Source organism: Pseudoalteromonas sp. MTN2-4, from assembly GCF_042848605.1.
Classification (GTDB): Bacteria; Pseudomonadota; Gammaproteobacteria; order Enterobacterales; family Alteromonadaceae; genus Pseudoalteromonas.
The window spans coordinates 1-689 of sequence record NZ_BTGK01000054.1; the positions used below are offsets into that span (position 1 = coordinate 1).

Below are 689 nucleotides of genomic sequence, written 5' to 3' on the forward strand. Positions count from 1 at the left end.
TGCCTAACAGGCGCAAAAGGCTTGGCTAAAATTAGGAACGAAGTGACGCAAGCCAAGCTTTTTGCGTCCTTTGTTTAGGCGTTTGTTATGCTTACAATACCCTGAAAGATTCCACCCATTGGTTATAATCATCTGTATTTTGATCCAATTTAGTAATCGGCTTCGGATTTTCCAAAGGTAGCACTTTCGAAATAAACGCAATTCTATCTTTATATAGTTTAATAGTGCATATCCATGTGCTAGATACGTTTTGGTATGTTCCCTGAGCTAAAAACTTGTGAGAATCAGACTCAGGTAAATTTCGTTGCTCAATAACATTAAACTGGCCAGTAGAGCTAAACCTTTTTTGAGAGTGCTGTTTTACAATGTCGGGAAGAGCTTTTTGAAATTGCTCAGTTGTCATTTCTTTGGGCAGTTTAACCCATTCAATAGTGTGCAACCCTTGAGGCGTCCAGTAACCTGAGCCAATGAAAAAATCGACGAATAATTGATTGGGATAAACAGTATCTTTGGCATTTGGATGAACCAATGAGGGTAAACTTACAATAAATTCATTATTGGGAGACGTATATGTCTCATTTTTTAAATTCATCTTCCCTGAAACATTTATCGTCGAACATGACATCAAGAAAAAAGCTAAACCAAGTATTGCTGCAATTCTCAAAATAACCTCCTGTAAGCCTAACGCC

Annotated in this window: 1 protein-coding gene; it reads right to left on the bottom strand. The window is 37.6% G+C overall.

From position 1 onward, the window contains the following. Positions 1-91: 91 nt before the first annotated feature. Positions 92-689 (bottom strand): hypothetical protein (locus ACGHEH_RS21685; RefSeq protein ID WP_390449859.1); only part of this gene is annotated, 598 nt, incomplete at its 5' end.